Origin of the sequence: Paraburkholderia sp. BL10I2N1 (genome assembly GCF_004361815.1) — a bacterium.
Taxonomy (GTDB): Bacteria; Pseudomonadota; Gammaproteobacteria; order Burkholderiales; family Burkholderiaceae; genus Paraburkholderia.
Genome location: NZ_SNWA01000001.1, coordinates 95,232 through 111,348, shown reverse-complemented (window position 1 = coordinate 111,348; position 16,117 = coordinate 95,232). Strand labels below are relative to the sequence as shown.

Here is a 16,117-nt window from a genome sequence, read left to right as displayed (position 1 = left end):
TTATTCGACGCGCGCCGCGTGGCCAGTCCGGCATGCGTCGTGACGTCGTATCTTTGTGTGCCGGATGCCGCCCAGCCTGCCCGAACGTTCAGGCGGACAGGCCGCTCGTGCTCGGTGTGTCGCTGGTGCTGTCGGCGTCGGGTTCCTGCGTGACGCGCCGGTCGTGCATCCCACAAACGCCGAAGCGTTCGAGCAGGGCGGAAATGCCTTCGGCCGGCACCGGACGCGAGAAGAGGAACCCTTGTGCCTCGATATGGCCGAGCGCGGCGAGCCATGCGATCTGTTCTTCTGTTTCGGTGCCCTCGACCACCACCGTCAGCCCCAGCGAGCGCGCGAGGTTGACGATCGCCGTCACCATCACGCAGACGCTGCGGTCGCCGGGAATGGCCTGCACGAACGAGCGATCGACCTTTAGCGTATCGACCGAGAAGCGGTTCAGGTACGACAGCGACGAATAGCCCGTGCCGAAGTCGTCGAGCGCGATGCGTACCCCCAGACGCTTTAACGCGAAGATTTTCTCCGACACGAGGTCGGGATATTCCATCATCGCCGTTTCGGTGATTTCCAGTTCGAGGCGGCGCGCGGGGACGCCGCTTTCCTCGATGGCCCGCGACACCGTCTCATACAGGTCGCCGCGCCAGAACTGCACGGCGGAAATGTTGATCGCGAGCGACAGCGGATCGTAGCCCTGCTGCTGCCACAGGGCGAGCTGGCGGCATGCGGTGCGGATCACGAAGTCGCCGATCGGCACAATCAGACCCGTCGATTCGGCAACCGGGATGAACTCGTTGGCCGGAATCAGGCCGTGCTGCGGATGATTCCATCGCACCAACGCCTCGAAGCCCGTGATACAGCGCCGCGTGAGATCGACTTTGGGCTGGTAGGCGAGAAACAGCTGGCCTTCAGCCAGCGCGACGCGCAGCTGTTGTTCCCACTTCATCAGATGGTCCGCGCGATGCGACAGCTGCGGCGAATAGAACTGATAGCAGTTCTTGCCCGCGTCCTTCGCGCTGTACATCGCGAGGTCGGCTTTCTTCAGCAGATCGATTTCGCTTTCGTTGGCCACCGAATAGAGCGCGATGCCGATGCTTGCATGCAGCACGAACGAACTGCCGCGCACCTCGAACGGTTTCGCAAAGACCTCGGCCGCGGCCTCGGCGAGTTCGACGGCACGCTTCTCGACGTTATCGCCCTTGACGATCACGACGAACTCGTCGCCGCCGATGCGGCTCAACGCGCCTTCGGCGCCCACTGCATCGGCGAGGCGCGAAGCGGTCATCTGCAGCACGATGTCGCCGGCGTTGTGGCCGAGCGTGTCGTTGACCGTCTTGAAGTTGTCCAGGTCGATGAAGAGGATCGCGAGGCGCCCGACGTTGGCCGTCAGCGCCACGTCGTGCCGGAGGCTGCGCAACGTGGCATAGCGATTGCGCAAGCCGGTCAGCAGATCGTATTCGACGAGATGGGTCATCTCGCGTTCGCGGCCGAGCAGCTTGCCGATGAGGCCTGTCGCCACCGCGAAGAAGCTCAGCATCGCGAGCGAGATGAAGCCCGCCATCAGCAGATAGACGTTGCGCGTGTGGTTGTAGTCGGCGAATTCCTCTGCCTGCGACAGGCCGACCAGCACACCGAGCGGATAGCCGTCGATATGGCGATAGGACACGATGCGCGTGACGTTATCGATCGGGTCGACGTAAGTGCCCGACACATGTTCCGAAGTGGGATAAGTGCCGCTCGCCGAGAACGCGCCGGCTGCGTTTTCCGCGCCGCCCGTGCGTCGCGCGAGTACGGTGCCGGTGTCGGAGATCACCGCGATCACGCCGTCACGACCGATCGCCGCGTTGTTGTAGAAGTCGGTCGTGAAGTAGCTCGGATCTTCCGACACCACCACGACGCCCGCGAACGAACCATCGGGATGATTGAGTCGCCGCGTCATCTGCAAGGTCCAGTGACCGGATACGCGGCCGAGCACCGGCTTGCTGATGTATAGCGCGTCGTCGTTCTCGTGCTCATGCACCTTGAAGTGTTCGCGGTCCGACAGATCGATACGCTTTGGATTCGGATCGGCGGTATTCGCGATCAGCATGCCGTGCTCGTCGATCAGCGACACCTGCACGAGCGTCTCGCTCTGCACGACACCCTTTTCGACAGTGCTTGCGAGATCGAAATGATCAGGCGACTTCTCGAATTCGTATTTGACGAAGCGCGTGATCTGGTCGACCTGATGGATGGCCTTGACGGTGTGCTGCTCCAGTGCCGCCGACAGGATCGCGCTTGAAGCCATCGCTTCCCGATAGGTCGTGTCCTTTTCGACTGAGAGCCGGGCGAAGATCACCGTCCATAGCAGGATCAGGACCAGCACGCCGAGGGCGGGGATCACAAGGAGAGCACGCCGGCGCGACACTGCCGGGTCGCGGCGAAGCCTCGCGTCGTGCCTCATGGATGTGCGCGAATAGTTCATCGGCAACGCAAGGTCCATGTGCCCGGCAGCGGCTCTGCATGCATCGACTGCGCGAGATTCGAGGGTGGCTGCATGATGAACTGGGTACCGGGTGCACAGGGTGGGAAGGCGTGGTATTGCGCCGAAGTCCGTCGGTCACCTGGACCTTTCGATATTACTGAATGCGAATAGATTAAGGAAGCATCCGCGCATCGGGTATACGCGCGCCTTGCCGGGCATAAGAAAGCTGATTTGTCGCCGCCAGGCCCTTATGCAGCATGGCTTGGGGCCGTTGTGTGCTTCAAGGCTTTTGTCCAGGGCGCGGGCCCCAGTTGTGGCGCGCTCTGGTTTCTCCGCATCCAGCTTCTTATGCATCATGAGTCAACGTGTATTGCTGCGGCGTTTTGTGGATAGCGGTGGCGCTGTGCCGTGCCTGGCGCGTTGTTTTGGCCACGGCGACGTAAGTCATGGCAGCCTGAACGTGCCGTCGACAACCGTTACCGATGCGCCGCCGATCCACGTTTTCCCGGCCGTGTCGTCATAGGTGACGAAGACGCGGCCATCGCGGCCAATGACCGTGCCTTGACGTGCGGTGTAGCTGTTGCCCGGGCGTCGGTTTTGCTGAGTGAGCAGCCCGGCCAGCGCCGCATTCGCACTACCCGTCACAGGGTCTTCCCCAATCCCCAGGCTCCCGCCCGCCATCAGACAACGTACTTCGAAGGTGGCAGGGCCGTTTGACGTGTGCGGCCCGTAGACAGCAAGGCCATGGGCGCCGACCGTATGCGCGATCTGGGCCAGCTTCTGTGCATCGGGTTCAAGCGCGAGGCAGGCGTCGGCCGATTGCAGTCGCACGACGAGCCACGGTGCACCATTGTCGACGCCGCAAGGTGGAGCGGTGAAGTCGATCACGGCGGTTTTCAGCGCCGCCTGCAATGCGGGGTACTGATCCGCAGGCAGTGGCGTGACCTTTGCTGGCGGTGCCGCGAAAGCCCATTTCCCAGCTGCCTGCGCGGCAAGTTCCACGAGGCCCACACCGCACTGCTGGATGAGCCTGCCGGGCTGTTTCGGTGTATGACCGCTTTCGAGCAATGCATGTGCCGTGCCGAGGGTCGGGTGTCCCGCGAACGGTAGCTCGCCATGCGTTGTGAAGATGCGTACCCGATAGTCCGCCGACGTATCGGTCGGCTTGAGCAGGAAAGTCGTTTCGGACAGATTCGTCCACCGGGCGATGGACTGCATCTGCGCGGCGGTCAGTTCATCCGCATCGAATACTACCGCGAGGGGATTGCCTTTGAGCGGGACTGATGTGAATACATCGACCTGCTTGAATCGGGTAAGCATAAGATTTGCTTCGCCTTCGTTGCCGGTTGGGACTGCGGTTTCCATTCGTCTTATTTTATCCGGCGGCTCAAAGGTACTCCGGTCTTTTTTGTCGTTTTTTAGTCAATAAATCGAAAAGAAATGATGACGGGAAAATAGCAAAAAGCCGGAATGCAGAAACAGAAGCGCCGCAGTCAGACCTCGACTGCGGCGCGTTAGGCGGACCTGGTGACAGGAGCCTGAGGCACGCCCTCAAGCCAGAACCGTCATCACTCTACTTCAGCAATCATTTCAATCTCGACGCAGGCGCCGAGCGGGATCTGCGCAACACCAAAAGCGGATCGCGCGTGCTTGCCCCGTTCACCGAAAACATCCGCGACCAGCTCAGATGCACCATTCGTCACGATATGCTGTTCGGTGAAGTCGAGCGTCGAATTGACGAGGCTCATTAGCTTGACGATCCGCGTCACGCGGTTCAGATCACCGACATGGTTGTGCAACGTAGCCAGCAGATCGATCGCGATCGAGCGCGCGGCAACCTTGCCTTCTTCGGTCGTCAGCGAGTCACCGAGCTTTCCGGCCCACACCTTGCCATCCTTCTTCGCAATATGGCCCGACAGATAAACCGTCTTGCCGCTTTGCGCGCTCATCACATAAGCGGCTGCGGGGGCGCCTGCCTGGGGCAGTTCGATGCCGAGTTCTTTCAGGCGGTCATACACATTTGCTTGAGCCATCACGTGTCCTTTGAGGTTGAGTTAATCCGGTAGGCGGCGCGCGTTGAGGTTCATCCTTTAACCTCACACGCGCGCCACGACGCGCGTCGTGTCGCGCGCTCAGACCCGCGCGCGGATCAGCGCGGCAAGCTTCGCGACGCCTTCGTCGATCTTCGCGGGGGGGACGGTCACGAACGACAGTCGCAGCGTGTTGTGCTGCGCCTCGCTCGCGAAGAACGGGCCGCCCGGCACGAACGCGACGTTCTGCGCGACCGCTTCTTCCAGCAGCTTCATGCTGTCGATCTGTGCGGGCAGCGATACCCACACGAACATGCCGCCTTCCGGGCGGTTCCAGCTGACACCTTCGGGCATGTAGCGCTCGAGCGCCGCCAGCATCGCCGCGCACTGGTCGCGGTAGAGCGCGCGGATCGTCGGCACGTGGGTGTCGAGGAAGCCGTCCTTCACCACTTCATGGACGATGCGCTGCGTAAAGCTCGGCGTGTGCAGATCCGTCGCCTGCTTGGCCTGCACCAGCTTGAAGTGCAGTTCCTCAGGCGCAATGATGTAGCCGATCCGCAGACCCGGCGCCAGCACCTTCGAGAACGAACCGAGGTGCACGATGTGATCGGGCGCCATCGACAGCATCGTCGGCAGCGGTTCGCCCGCGTAGTCGAGCGCGCCGTACGGATCGTCTTCGATGATCGGAAAGGGCGCGGTCTTCGCCAGCGCAGCCAGGGCGCGGCGGCGTTCGACCGGCAGACGCCGGCCCGTCGGATTCTGGAAGTTCGGTTGTGCGTAGAGGAGCCGCGCGCCAGCGGTCAGCTCTGGTGTGAGCGCTTCGGGGATCAGTCCGTTGTCGTCGGTGGGCACCTGCACGTAGCGCGGCTCGTACATCGAGAACGATTGCAGCGCGCCGAGGTACGTCGGCGTTTCGACGAGCACCGGGCTTTGCGGGCAGATCAGCACTTTGCCGAGCAGGTCGAGCGCCTGCTGCGAGCCGGTCGTGACCAGCACCTGGGTTGGGCGGACCTGCGCGCCGTTCACCGAATAGCGTGCGGCGATCCATTCGCGCAGCGGCAGGTAGCCCTCGGTTGCGCTGTACTGCAGCGCCGCGGCGGGCGAATCGCGCAGGATCCGGTCGGACGCCTCGCGCATCCGTTCGGCCGGGAACGTGGCCGGCGACGGCAGGCCGCCAGCAAACGAAATGACTTCAGGCCGTTCGGTGACCTTCAGGATCTCGCGAATCGCCGAGCTCGTGAGCTTGCGTGCGCGTTCGGAAAGTTGCCACGTAGGGGCTTGAAGGTCGCTTTGGTCCATAGTCTCCTCGACTGCTGTTGCTGGAAGTGGGTCGGTCAAAAGGTTAATTATCGCCCGTCTTGTCATGCGGCGCGCACGGGTAGCGGCGCGACGCGCAGAGCCGCACCGCGGCAGCCGAGCGAAACCACCGCGAGGCTCTTCATTGCAGGGTGTCTCTCCAGATGTTGCTGCTCATGCGTATCAACAGGTATCGGGCTGCGCTGAACGTTACTTGAGCGTGCGCAGGCCCGCGGGTGTTTCGATTTCGGCGACGAGCGACGGAGCGTCTGCCGTCATGCACAGCGTGATCAGATGCGCGACGCCGAGCCACTCGAGTTGTGCCCCGGCGACATCCGCCTGCGGGTGGAAACCCTTGAGCGATTTCAGCGCGAGCCCCGTTTCCGGCAAGACCTCCGACGGATGGCGGGGCGTGTCCCACTGGATCAGCGAAGGTACGATGCCGTCGCCTGCGCCTTGCCACGCCGGGAATGCGCCGTTGGCCGGCACGGTCAACCCCCAGGTGAAATCGCCGCGGCTCAACGGCACCACCGGCGCGAGCCGCTCCGGATACTGTTCCTGCCAGCGCTCGAGATTCTTCGGCCGTTCGACTCGCGCTACCCAGTGCGACAGGTAAGGGCCGTTGGCGAGACGCTCGTGCGTCGCCGGTTCGTCCAGCGCGAAGAGACGTGGGCGTGGCTCTGTGCCTGCCGCGCCGGAGGCGGCCCGGGCCTCCGCGTCCGGATTGATCGCGATCACTTCGAGATAGACGCCGCCCCACAGGTTCAGCAGCCGGTTGTGCGTGCGCATCAGCGGATGCGCACCCCCGCCGGCCGGCGCGACACCGAGCGTGTCGGCGACGTACTGGGTGCCCTCGTCGAGGGTGCGGGCGGTGATCACGAGATGATCGAGGTGCAGCTTTTGAGCGGTCATGGCGGAACGAAAAGAGACAGTTTTCTGCGGACGACCGGTACGCCTGCCCGCTGTCGGGCAACTGTACCGGGGCCGTTAGCATAACCTCTTGCCAGGCCGCCGGATCGTGCGCCGCGCCTTGTCGTCGGAACCGGCTCCGGATCGGCGGGCCGAGGGCCAGAACGAGCCGGCTATGAGGGCACCGTAGCGCACGTCACTGGACCTAATTTAATGGTTGCGACCAGCACAGTAACGGTACAATCGACTCGATACTTTTCAGTACAGTTGGAGCACGCCATGGCCGTTCCGCTCGACCAGATCCCCGCACCGCACGATGCGTCCTCGCTGACCCTCGTCGACCAGCTTGTCCAGTGGGCGCGGCGGCGAATCGAGGAGCGCGTGTTTCGCCCCGGTATGCGCATGCCGTCGATCCGCAAGCTCGCGCTCGACAAGGGGGTCTCACGTTTCACGGTAGTCGAGGCCTACGAGCGGCTCGTGGCGCAGGGCTACCTGGATTCGCGGCGCGGCTCGGGCTTTTTTGTACGCGAGCGGCTCGGCGGGCCGATGCCGGGCGAGCGTCGCGTCGTCCCGGAATCGGCGCCCGCGCCCAGCACGATCGACGTCGTATGGCTGCTGCGCAACATGCTGCACACGTCGACGCGTCCGGAAAAGGGCCCGGGCCTCGGCTATCTGCCGAGCCGCTGGCTGGACGGCGAACTGATCACCGGCGCGCTGCGGGCGCTTGGCCGGCAAAGCGGAGCGCAAATGCTCGGCTTCGGCACGCCGCAAGGCTTTCTGCCGTTGCGTCAGCAGTTGCAGACGCGGCTCGAGGAACTGGAGATCGGCGCTTCGCCGGACCAGATCGTGATGGTCTCCGGGATTACCCAGGCCATCGATCTCATCTCGCGCATCTACGTGCAGCCGGGCGATGCGGTGATCGTCGGCGACCCGGCGTGGTTCCAGATGTTCGGCCGCTTCGCATCGCAAGGCGCGCGGCTTGTCGGCATGCCGTACACGCCGGATGGGCCGGATCTCGACGCGCTGGAGCAACTGATCCAGATGTGGCGGCCGAAAATGCTCGTGATTAATTCAGTGCTTCAGAACCCGACGGGCACGTCGCTGACCGCCGCGCAGGCCTTCCGCATTCTGCGCCTTGCGGAGGAGCACGATTTCATCGTCGTCGAAGACGATATCTACGGCGATCTCTGCCCACCCGGCTATCCGGCGACGCGTGTCGCGAGCCTCGATCAGCTGAAGCGCGTGATTTATCTCGGCAGCTTTTCGAAGACGCTGGCGGCGAATCTGCGGGTCGGCTTTATTGCGTGCGCGCCGGAGGTGGCGAAGGCGATCACGGACCAGAAGATGCTGGTCGGCATGACGACGCCTGAACTCAACGAACGCGTGCTGTACCGGATCCTGACCGAAGGGCATTACCGGCGCCACGTAGAGCGCCTGCGCGCGCGCCTCGACGGCGTGCGTGACAAGTCCGCGCGGATGCTGGAGAAGGCCGGCATGAAGGTGTTTTTCGCGCCGGGCGCGGGCATGTTCCTGTGGGCCGACACCGGCGTCGACGCCGACGTCTTTGCCGCTGTCGGCCACGAAGAGGGCTTTCTGCTGACGCCGGGGAGCCTCTTTTCGCCCCAGCAGTCGCCGACCACGTGGATGCGCTTCAATATTGCCAACTGCGCCGATCCGGCGCTGTCCGCGTTTTTGTGCCGCTACCTCGACAGTGTCGCGCGGCGTGCCTCTTGAAACGGCCGCAATCGGCCCCAGCTAGAGCGCCGACCGCTTGGCCCTGCTGGCCTTGCGCGTGGCGCTGTGTGGGCGATGTGTGCCGAAAGCGCCGCCCGGCACCGCGCCTGCCGCGTGCACCGGGCCGGCGAGTGCGGCGCTCGTGGCCACTTTGGCGCCCGTTCCGAACAACCTGGTAACAGAGAGGAAATCCGACCATGGCACAAGAAACCATGAGCTTTCAGGCAGAAGTCAAACAGCTTCTGCACCTGATGATCCATTCGCTGTACAGCAACAAGGAAATCTTCCTTCGCGAACTAATTTCCAACGCATCGGACGCCGCCGACAAGCTGCGCTTCGAAGCGATCGAAAACAGCGCGCTGTACGAAAGCGATCCGAACCTGCGTATCCGCGTGTCGTACGACAAGGCGGCGCGCACCATCAGCATCGACGACAACGGCATCGGCATGAGCCGCGACGAAGCCGTTGCGCACCTCGGCACGATTGCGCGCTCGGGTACGAAGGAATTCTTCGGCAAGCTCTCCGGCGACCAGCAGAAAGATGCGGCGCTGATCGGCCAGTTCGGTGTCGGCTTCTATTCGGGCTTCATCGTCGCCGACCGCATCGCCGTCGAAACGCGCCGCGCCGGCCTGCCGGCGAGCGAAGGCGTGCGCTGGGTAAGCACGGGCGAAGGCGATTTCTCCGTGGACACGATCGAGCGCGCGCAACGCGGCACCACCATCACGCTGCATCTGCGCGCCGACGAAGACGAACTGCTGTCCACTTACAAGCTCAAGTCGATCATCCACAAGTATTCGGATCACGTCGCACTGCCGATCCTGATGAAGAAGGAAGAGTGGGACGCCGAAAAGAGCGAGACGGTCACGAAGGACGAAGACGAGACCGTCAACCAGGCGAGCGCCCTGTGGACGCGTGCGAAGAGCGACATCACCGACGAGCAGTACAACCAGTTCTACCAGCATCTCTCGCACGATCATCAGGATCCGCTGACGTGGACGCATAACCGTGTCGAAGGCCGCAGCGAGTATACGCAGCTGCTGTACGTGCCGTCGCACGCGCCGTTCGACATGTGGAATCGCGATCATCGAGGCGGCCTGAAGCTGTACGTGAAGCGCGTCTTTATCATGGACGACGCCGAGCAGCTGCTGCCCGCCTATCTGCGTTTCGTGAAGGGCGTGGTCGATTCGAGCGACCTGCCGCTCAACGTGTCGCGCGAAATCCTTCAGGAAAGCCGCGACGTGAAGGCGATCCGCGAAGGCGTGACCAGGCGCGCGCTGTCGATGCTCGAAGAACTCGCGAATTCGGATAACGATGCCGACAAGGCAAAGTACGCGACGGTCTGGACGGAATTCGGCCAGGTGCTGAAAGAAGGCGTCGGCGAAGACTTCTCGAATCGCGAGCGCATCGCGAAGCTGATCCGCTTTGCATCGACGCATAACGACTCGGCTGAACAGACCGTCTCGCTCGCCGACTACGTCGCGCGGATGAAGCCCGAGCAGACGAAGATCTACTACGTGACCGCCGACACCTGGCAGGCCGCGACGCACAGCCCGCACCTCGAAGTGTTCCGCAAGAAGGGCGTCGAAGTGCTGCTGCTGACGGACCGCGTCGATGAGTGGATGCTGTCGTTCCTCAATGAGTTTGACGGCAAGCCGCTGCAAAGCGTCGCGCGTGGGGACCTCGATCTTGGCGCGTTGAACGACGAAGAGAAAGCGTCTCAGGAGAAGGTCGGCGAAGAACTGAAGCCGCTTGTCGAGCGGATGAAGGAAGCGCTCAAGGACAAGGCGAAGGATGTGCGTCTGACGTTCCGTTTGACGGATTCGCCGTCCTGCCTCGTCGCCGACGAGGGCGATATGAGCGGCTACCTGCAGCGCATGCTAAAGGCGGCAGGCCAGCAGGCGCCGGCGTCGCATCCGATTCTCGAAGTGAATCCGGAGCATGCGCTGGTAAAGGGGCTGCACACGGATAGCGCGAACTTCGATGACTGGTGCCACCTGTTGTTCGATCAGGCGCTGCTCGCAGAAGGTGGCGCGCTGGAAGATCCGGCGAGCTTCGTGAAGCGCACCAATGCATTGCTGCTGGCGCGAGGCGCCTGACGCAGCAGGCTCAAGCCAGAAAGCTTGCTGGTTGTGAAAATGCGCTGCTTTGGCAGCGCATTTTTTTGGTGCTAGCGCAGGGACGCCTGGCGGCAACGCCCGCCGCGCGCATCTTATAATGCGGGCCATGCTTATTCGTTTCGATGCCGCGGACGCGCACTGGTGCGTCGCGCCCATGCCCGGCTTCACCCGCGATCAAAAGGACTGGCTCACGCGCGGCGGTTCGCTGACCGCGCATCTGGCCACGCTTGGCGCGGTCAGCGTGCGTGTCACGCGCGAAATCGTCGCTGATCCGTGGGCCGACGAACATGCGGCGCTGCGCGTGGCGCCCCGTTCACCCGTATGGGTCCGCGAAGTCGTGCTTTCCGTCGACGGCACGCCCTTCGTCGCTGCCCACAGCATCGCGCCGCTTGCCGCAAGCATCGGCGTCTGGCAAGCGATGCGCCGTCTGCGCAATCGTCCGCTTGCCGAGTTGCTCTACAGCGATAGCAGTGTCGCACGCTCGGCGCTCGTGAGCCGCAGGCTCACGGCGCGGCATCCGCTCTACCGGCTCGCTGCGCGTGAGATCGACGGTGGCCTGCCGCATGCGCTGGTCGCGCGCCGTTCCGTGTTCGAGCGACATGGCGCGCCGTTGATGGTCACCGAGTGCATGCTGCCCGCACTGTGGGCGCATCTGGCTGCGCGGTCGCGCATGGCCACCGGCGCGCATGAGACGCCGCGCGTCCACCAGCGCGAACATGGGCGGCCGCTCGAACACACCACATCGCGTGCACATCATCATGCCGTTGCGCGTTCTGGCGACGAGGCACCCCGCTGATGCTGTGCGGCTTTCCTCCCGCCGTCAGCGCTGACACGCATACGCTGGTTCTGGGCAGCTTCCCGGGCGAGGCGTCGCTTGCCGCGACGCAGTACTATGCGCATCCGCGCAACCAGTTCTGGCGGTTGCTGGGGGCGGTCCTCGAAGAGCCGCTCGTCGAGCTGCCGTATCATGCGCGCCTCGATCGCCTGTTGACGCATGGCATCGGCGTCTGGGACGTGCTTGCGGCGTGCGAGCGCGAAGGCAGTCTCGACGTGGCGATCCGCAACGCGACACCCAACGATTTCGCTTCGCTGCGCGCCCATGCGCCGAAGCTCAGCAAGGTCTGCTTCAACGGCAAGACGGCTGGCCGCTTTGCGCCGGTCATCGCCGAAGCGGGTTACACCACCCTCGTATTGCCTTCGTCGAGTCCGGCGAATGCTATGCTCTCGTTCGACCAAAAATTGCGTCTCTGGCGCGACATCCTTACATGACGAAACTCATCAAGCGCGCTTCTGCCGAGGCGCGTGCCTTCCGCAACAAACAGGCTGAACCCGCTGGCTCGAAGCAGAAAATGACGCGCACGAAAAAGCGCGCACTGAACGAAGATCTCGACGACGCTCCGCTCATCGAAGCGCCGCGCAAGCCGCGTTTTGCACCTGTTACGTTCTCGGAAGAGGGCGGTGTTCGCTATCTCCACTTCGGCACCGAATGGGTGCAGGGCGCAATGCGCCTGAGGAAACCGCAGCACATCGAGCTCGAATACGCCCAGCAGATGATGGCGTGGCTGCTGTTCCTCGAAACGCCGAAGCGCATTGTGCAGCTCGGCCTCGGCGCCGCGGCGCTGACGAAGTTCGCGCACCGCTTCCTCAAGGGCGCGAAGGTTGAGGCGGTGGAGCTGAACCCGGCCGTCGTGGTCGCCGCGCGCACGATGTTCGAACTGCCGGCAAACGACGCGCGGCTCACCGTACACGAAGCGGACGCATGGGACTTCGTCAATAACCGGACGAATCACGGCACGATCGGCGCACTGCAGATCGATGTCTATGATGCGACGGCGCGCGGTCCGGTGCTCGACAGCGTGGCGTTCTATCGCGCGGTGCGTGCGTGCCTGAGCCATGCAGGCATCGCGACGGTCAACCTGTTCGGCGATCATCCGAGCTTCGTGCGCAACATGAAGCGGCTGAACGAAGCGTTTGACGGCCGCGTCTTCGCGTTGCCGGAAGTGCACGACGGCAATCGCGTCGCGATCGCGTTCTCGGGTCCGACGCTGAACGTGCCGTTCGCGACGCTGCAACAGCGCGCGAAGCTGATCGAAACGCAGCTCGGCCTGCCGGCCCGCAAGTGGATCAAGGGCTTGCAGGAATCGACCGGCCAGAACACGGGTTCGTTCTCCATCTGAGAATCCGCAGCGCAGGCGCATTCCGGGCGCGTCTGCTGACGAAAGACATGGCCGCGACGGCATCGATGCCGCTGCGGCCATTTCACATGCGACTGCTTCGCACGAGAGCCTCACGCATCTCATCGGAAGATCCCTCGTGCAGCGCGCGCGGCCCTCTGCGGCCCCTGTACGTCCGCGATCACAGGTGTTCCTCTCTTGACAAGCCCAGCCTGCTTGGGGTCACCCCCGCTTGACCACAGGTTCGCGGCTCCTATACTCTTTCGAAGCTTTCGGGGTGCCCGTGGGCTATCCGCTTCCGGGGCCGGTACCCGTCGAACACGGGCGACAATTCAATAAAAGTAAAGAGGAGACGTCATGGCTCACGACGCCGACGCCAGCAAGGCCAGCAAACACTGGCTGTGGTTATTGGTACTTCCCTGGATCGCGATGATCTGGGTGCCGTCCTACAACAGGATCGAACCGCAGCTGTTCGATTTTCCGTTCTTCTACTGGTATCAGCTGGCGTGGGTGCTGATCAGCGCGGTCATCACGGCCGTCGTCTACTTCAAAACCAGGCAACGCCCGACGGAAGGGGGCGCGCGATGAACGCCACCGCAACCTTTGTCTTCGTCCTCTTCTTTATCGGTGTCACGATCCTCGGTTTCGTCGCGGCGCACTGGCGGCGCGGCGACCTCGCGCGTCTGGAAGAGTGGGGCCTCGGCGGCCGGCGCTTCGGCACCATCGTCACCTGGTTCCTGCTCGGCGGCGACCTGTACACCGCGTACACCTTCATCGCCGTGCCGGCTCTCGTGTTCGGTGCGGGCGCAACCGGCTTCTTCGCGCTTCCGTACACGATCCTGATCTACCCGTTTGCGTTCGTCGTGTTTCCGAAGCTGTGGACCATCGCGAAGCGTCACGGCTACGTGACCTCGGCCGACTTCGTCAGTGCGCGCTATGGCAGCCGCATGCTCGCGCTCGCGATCGCCGTGACCGGCATTGTTGCCACGATGCCGTACATCGCGCTGCAACTGGTGGGTATCGAAGTGGTGATCGGCGCGCTCGGCTTCGACACGACGGGGTTCGTCGGCGATCTGCCGCTGATCATCGCGTTCGCGATTCTTGCCGCGTACACGTACACGTCGGGGCTGCGCGCGCCTGCAATGATCGCCGTCGTCAAGGACCTGCTGATCTACATCACGATTGCCGCCGCCATTATCGTGATTCCACCGCAGCTGGGTGGCTTCGGCCATATCTTCGGTGCGGTGCCGCCGGCCAAGCTGCTGCTGAAGTCGCCGGACGTCTCGAGCCTGAACGGCTATAGCGCCTACGCCACGCTCGCGGTCGGCTCGGCGCTGGCACTGTTCCTGTATCCGCACTCGGTCACGGCCATCCTGTCGTCGAAATCCGGCAACTCGATTCGCCGCAACATGGCCATGCTGCCGGCCTATTCGCTGGTGCTGGGTCTGCTCGCGCTGCTTGGTTTCATGGCGCTCGCGGCAGGCGTCAAGGACATGCCGGAATTCGTGCCGTACTTCAAGGCGTTCGGTCCGAACTTCGCCGTGCCTGCGCTGTTCCTGCACTTCTTCCCGTCGTGGTTCGTCGGCGTCGCGTTTGCGGCGATCGGCATCGGGGCGCTGGTGCCCGCGGCGATCATGTCGATTGCGGCAGCTAATCTGTACACGCGCAACATCCACAAGGAGTTCGTCAATCGCAACATGACGCACGAGCAGGAGACGAACATCGCGAAACTGGTGTCGCTCATCGTGAAGGTCGGCGCGGTGGCGTTCATTCTGGGCCTGCCGCTCACGTACGCGATCCAGCTGCAACTGCTCGGCGGGATCTGGATCATCCAGACGCTGCCGGCTATCGTGCTGGGGCTCTTCACGCGGGTGCTCGACTACCGGGGTCTCCTGATCGGCTGGGCGGTGGGCATTGCGACCGGCACCTGGATGGCGATCTCGCTGAAGCTCGCCAGCTCGATCTATACGATCCACATTGGCGGTCTGGGGATTCCGGGCTATGCGGCGTTCTGGTCGCTGATCGTGAACCTGGTGGTGGCGATCGTCGTGAGCCTGCTGGTGCGTGTCTTCGGCATGGCACGCGCGGAAGACCGCACGCGTCCGGAAGACTATCTGGATGTCGTCGAAAGCTGATCGAAAGACGCGCGCGGCGCGTTGATCATTGCCATCGAAACGGACGCCCGCGACGAAAGTCACGGGCGTTACTGTTTCTGGTGGGCGATACTGAAGTCTCTCCGAATCAATCAGACCGCTCCGTCAGCATGGCTAGTGCCGATTCCGACCCCCTTCCGCCACGTCGCACGCGTTTTGGACGCACGGGGCGAATGGTGCGCGTGATCGGTTCGCCTTACTACCGGTATCGGCACGCCAGGCTCGTTCACAGCCTGCGGGTCGGCCTCGCGATGCTGGTATCGATACTCGCGACGACCGGGATCAATATTCCGCACGGCATCTGGGCGTCGGTGACGCTGCTGGTCGTCATCGGCGGCTTGCAGCATCACGGCAACATCCGCAAAAAGGCCGCCGAGCGGGCGCTCGGGACGATGCTTGGCGCGACCATCGGGCTCGTGATGATCCTTCAGCGCGACCTGATTGGCTCGCTGCCGCTCACCTATCTGCTGATGTCGGTGGTAGCCGCCATCTGCGCGTGGTTCGCGATCGGCAAGCCGGGCTACATCGCGCTCCTGACGGCGATCACGATGTGTATCGTCGCGGGTCACGGCGACAACCTGATCGACACAGGTCTCTGGCGCACGTTGAACGTGATGATCGGCATCGTGGTTGCGCTCGCGTTTTCGTTCGCACTACCGCTGCACGCAACCTATTCATGGCGCTACCTGCTCGCCGACAATCTGCGCGCGTGCGCGCGAGTCTACGCGCGGATGCTGAGTGGCAAGCCGTTCTGTGCCGACGAGCAGTTGAAAATCTTTCTGGTGCTGAGCGCGCGGCTGGTGCAGTTGCGCGCGTTGATCCCGTCGGTGGCAAAGGAAATCGACGTGCCGCAGACGCGGCTTGAAGAGATTCAACGGTTGCACCGGGCGCTCCTGAGTGCAATCGAGTTGATGGCGACGGGCGCGCTCGCGCATCTCGATGCTGCCGGGCGTGAAGCCTTTGCGCGGCAATGCGGGATCGAGGTGCGGACGGTGCGCGCGACCCTGCTCGCGATGGCGCGCGCCCTGCGCTTCGCGGGCGCGACGCGGTTCCGGATTCCAGAAGCGTCGGCGCTGAAGGAGCCAGATCCTGCGCTTGCGGCTGGTCTGCCTGCCGATCTGCAGGGGCCTTACTGGCTGGGCCTGAGGATAGCCGAGCAGGTGGACCGGTTGCGCGCGCTACTGCTGGAAACGGAGTCGCAGTGGAACATCGAGCTGCACTCGCGGGTGCTGGCGCTCGGGTAGGG

13 protein-coding genes are annotated in these 16,117 nt (G+C 63.5%); 8 read left to right on the top strand and 5 right to left on the bottom strand.

Going from position 1 to position 16,117, the window contains the following annotated elements:
* Positions 1-88: 88 nt before the first annotated feature.
* From B0G77_RS00535 to B0G77_RS00515, 5 genes are all read right to left on the bottom strand, one after another.
* Complete coding sequence (locus B0G77_RS00535; protein ID WP_133660382.1) at positions 89-2,458, bottom strand: EAL domain-containing protein; 2,370 nt, start codon at positions 2,456-2,458, stop codon at positions 89-91.
* 444 nt (positions 2,459-2,902) lie between these two features.
* On the bottom strand, positions 2,903-3,778 hold the full coding sequence (locus B0G77_RS00530; RefSeq protein ID WP_133660381.1) for a PhzF family phenazine biosynthesis protein: 876 nt from the start codon (positions 3,776-3,778) through the stop codon (positions 2,903-2,905).
* A gap of 248 nt (positions 3,779-4,026) precedes the next feature.
* Entirely contained in the window at positions 4,027-4,491 is a 465-nt protein-coding gene (locus B0G77_RS00525; protein WP_133660380.1) for a RidA family protein, read from the bottom strand.
* Between the two features lie 99 nt (positions 4,492-4,590).
* Positions 4,591-5,787, bottom strand: a complete 1,197-nt coding sequence (locus tag B0G77_RS00520; RefSeq protein ID WP_133660379.1) for a PLP-dependent aminotransferase family protein — start codon at positions 5,785-5,787, stop codon at positions 4,591-4,593.
* Positions 5,788-5,994: 207 nt separating this feature from the next.
* The gene (locus tag B0G77_RS00515) at positions 5,995-6,696 is read right to left on the bottom strand and encodes a VOC family protein (protein WP_133660378.1); all 702 of its coding nucleotides are present in this window, start codon (positions 6,694-6,696) and stop codon (positions 5,995-5,997) included.
* 276 nt (positions 6,697-6,972) lie between these two features.
* On the opposite strand from B0G77_RS00515, the gene B0G77_RS00510 reads away from it, so the two are divergent.
* From B0G77_RS00510 to B0G77_RS00475, 8 genes are all read left to right on the top strand, one after another.
* Positions 6,973-8,427 (top strand): PLP-dependent aminotransferase family protein, encoded by a 1,455-nt coding sequence (locus tag B0G77_RS00510; protein ID WP_133660377.1) that lies wholly within the window; start codon positions 6,973-6,975, stop codon positions 8,425-8,427.
* A gap of 197 nt (positions 8,428-8,624) precedes the next feature.
* Entirely contained in the window at positions 8,625-10,523 is a 1,899-nt protein-coding gene (htpG, locus tag B0G77_RS00505; RefSeq protein ID WP_133660376.1) for a molecular chaperone HtpG, read from the top strand.
* A gap of 127 nt (positions 10,524-10,650) precedes the next feature.
* Positions 10,651-11,340, top strand: coding sequence for a chorismate lyase (locus B0G77_RS00500; RefSeq protein WP_133660375.1), 690 nt, complete (start codon positions 10,651-10,653; stop codon positions 11,338-11,340).
* Positions 11,340-11,813, top strand: coding sequence for a DNA-deoxyinosine glycosylase (locus B0G77_RS00495; protein ID WP_133660374.1), 474 nt, complete (start codon positions 11,340-11,342; stop codon positions 11,811-11,813). Before B0G77_RS00500 ends, B0G77_RS00495 begins: the two co-directional genes overlap by 1 nt.
* Positions 11,810-12,721 carry a spermidine synthase gene (locus tag B0G77_RS00490; protein ID WP_133660373.1) on the top strand — a complete coding sequence of 304 codons (912 nt, stop codon included), beginning with the start codon at positions 11,810-11,812 and terminating at the stop codon, positions 12,719-12,721. The genes B0G77_RS00495 and B0G77_RS00490 overlap by 4 nt, the downstream gene beginning before the upstream one ends.
* Positions 12,722-13,075: 354 nt before the next feature.
* Positions 13,076-13,306 (top strand): DUF3311 domain-containing protein, encoded by a 231-nt coding sequence (locus B0G77_RS00485; RefSeq protein ID WP_133660372.1) that lies wholly within the window; start codon positions 13,076-13,078, stop codon positions 13,304-13,306.
* A complete protein-coding gene (locus tag B0G77_RS00480) occupies positions 13,303-14,853 on the top strand; it encodes a sodium:solute symporter (RefSeq protein WP_133660371.1) in 1,551 nt (516 codons plus the stop codon). The genes B0G77_RS00485 and B0G77_RS00480 overlap by 4 nt, the downstream gene beginning before the upstream one ends.
* 128 nt (positions 14,854-14,981) lie before the next feature.
* Positions 14,982-16,115, top strand: coding sequence for an FUSC family protein (locus tag B0G77_RS00475; RefSeq protein WP_133660370.1), 1,134 nt, complete (start codon positions 14,982-14,984; stop codon positions 16,113-16,115).
* Positions 16,116-16,117: the final 2 nt, after the last annotated feature.